Annotated in this window: 3 protein-coding genes; all 3 read left to right on the top strand. The window is 30.7% G+C overall.

Annotated features, from left to right (window positions below; genetic code table 11):
* Positions 1-66 precede the first annotated feature (66 nt).
* Positions 67-396, top strand: a complete 330-nt coding sequence (locus tag AJN60_RS09500; protein WP_044779636.1) for a hypothetical protein — start codon at positions 67-69, stop codon at positions 394-396.
* 33 nt (positions 397-429) lie between these two features.
* Positions 430-1299, top strand: a complete 870-nt coding sequence (locus AJN60_RS00575) for an ankyrin repeat domain-containing protein (protein ID WP_070285673.1) — start codon at positions 430-432, stop codon at positions 1297-1299.
* Positions 1300-1314: 15 nt separating this feature from the next.
* Positions 1315-1613, top strand: a 299-nt coding sequence (locus AJN60_RS00570; protein ID WP_186820459.1) for a hypothetical protein, incomplete at its 3' end; no start/stop codon positions are given.

Genomic DNA, 1613 nt, shown 5'->3' with positions numbered 1-1613 from the left:
GAACCAGAACAAATTAAAATGTATGAAGAAAGAAGAAAGATAAAAAAATAATAAAAAGGAGATATTATGGAATTTGATGTTGAAATTTTAGACAATCTTGAGAATTTTAAAGAATTCTTAAAAACAAAACCTAGCAAAGAAGTTTTACAGGCTGTTAATTCTCATTTAGAGGGTTTTTTAAGTGATGCGTATGATCATATCGATCCAGAAGAATACGAAGTCGCTTTTGAAGAAGAAACAGGAATATCTTATCGTGATGCTACTGAGGAAGAATTTGATGAGTGGTTTATTGCAAATGTGCTTTGCTTTGAGGATTTAAGTGAGATTTGCAAAATTCTTCGATCACTTTTAGAGGCTAAAGATTTAGATAAAGCTTTGGAAAATTTTAACAAATAAAAAAAATTAAAAAATTATTTTAAGGAAAAACAAATGAAAACTTTAGAAGAAATGCAAGCTATGGATGAAGAAGCTATAAGGGAGTTAGGTTGGGAGTTTTTTGATCTTATTAAAGATAATAAACTTAAAGAAGTGAAAGAGTTTTTAAAAGATTATCCCGTGCCTGAAGTATTTTTAGAGAAACGTCGTAAGGTATATTGGTGTGATCATCCTATACCTTTTTTTAATCCTAGTTCTACTTTAGCTTGGGCAGGGATTGCTTATGATAAGAGTCAAAGTTTTGAAATGATGGAGTATTTTGAGAGTTTAGGACTTAAAGCTGATGATGAGTGTTTAGGAAATAATGCCCTTACTGATTATATTGGAGTGGGTGGAAAAAATAAAAAAATGATTGATTATTTTTTTAAAAAAGGATGTAAATTTGAAGTTTATGATGAACGAGGTGCCACCCCTTTGCATTCTTGGATATTGCTTGGCGATCCCGAATCTGTAAATTTTTTAGAAGTGGCTTTACAATTTGGCGCTGATGTAAATATGAGAAGGATTAAAACAGAACATGAACACAGTTATATCGATGCAGGAGAAACCCTTTTACATATAGCTGCAACATCCGATAAAAAACCTATTGGAACTTGTTTGGAAATTTTGATCAAATATGGAGCTGATGTCAATGCTGCTAATTGCACTATCAATAAAACTAAAGATGATAAAATTGATTATTTTGAACCTGCTACTCCATTGGATGAGGCTATTTCTTTTGAGATAAATAAAAATAAAACAATCTTAAAAAAAGCAGGTGCTAAGACTTGGGAACAATTGGTTAAAGAATACAATATCGATACAAGCTTGGAAGAACCAGAACAAATTAAAATGTATGAAGAAAGAAGAAAGATAAAAAAATAATAAAAAGGAGATATTATGGAATTTGATGTTGAAATTTTAGACAATCTTGAGAATTTTAAAGAATTCTTAAAAACAAAACCTAGCAAAGAAGTTTTACAGGCTGTTAATTCTCATTTAGAGGGTTTTTTAAGTGATGCGTATGATCATATCGATCCAGAAGAATACGAAGTCGCTTTTGAAGAAGAAACAGGAATATCTTATCGTGATGCTACTGAGGAAGAATTTGATGAGTGGTTTATTGCAAATGTGCTTTGCTTTGAGGATTTAAGTGAGATTTGCAAAATTCTTCGATCACTTTTAGAGGCTAAAGATTT

The sequence above is a fragment of the Campylobacter sp. BCW_4323 genome, from assembly GCF_001763115.1.
GTDB lineage: Bacteria > Campylobacterota > Campylobacteria > Campylobacterales > Campylobacteraceae > Campylobacter_D > Campylobacter_D jejuni.
Note: the sequence above shows the minus strand (reverse complement) of the source record. Positions and strands in the feature narration are given on the sequence as shown.

Bases quoted from the DNA above. Each gene is read 5' to 3' on its own strand.
- AJN60_RS09500 (WP_044779636.1), top strand. From the start codon at position 67: ATGGAATTTGATGTTGAAATTTTAGACAATCTTGAGAATTTTAAAGAA.
- AJN60_RS00575 (WP_070285673.1), top strand. From the start codon at position 430: ATGAAAACTTTAGAAGAAATGCAAGCTATGGATGAAGAAGCTATAAGG.